Source organism: Bartonella sp. AA2SXKL (assembly GCF_042197205.1).
GTDB lineage: Bacteria > Pseudomonadota > Alphaproteobacteria > Rhizobiales > Rhizobiaceae > Bartonella.
Window position 1 is genome coordinate 1 of record NZ_JBHIRN010000191.1, and the last position, 264, is coordinate 264.

1 protein-coding gene is annotated in these 264 nt (G+C 42.0%); it reads left to right on the forward strand.

The window, feature by feature from the left end; all coding sequences use genetic code 11:
* Window positions 1-264, forward strand: a 264-nt coding sequence (locus tag ACFINS_RS10630) for a histidine kinase dimerization/phospho-acceptor domain-containing protein (protein WP_375706254.1), incomplete at both ends; no start/stop codon positions are given.

The following is a 264-nucleotide window of genomic DNA, read 5'->3' on the forward strand; positions in this document are numbered from 1 at the left end:
GAGCGCTTTGCTGCTGATGTAAGCCACGAATTAAAAAATCCGCTTACCTCACTGCGTAGTGCTGTTGAAACCCTTCCTTTGGCTAAAAATGAAGAAGCACAGGAACAATTGATTGAAATTATTCAACATGATGTGCGTCGTCTTGACCGTTTGATTACTGATATTTCTGATGCATCGCGACTTGATGCAGAACTTGCTCGTGAAACGGCGCAAATTGTTGATGTAACACTACTTTTGGAAAGCCTTGTTCATGCTGTTCAGGAA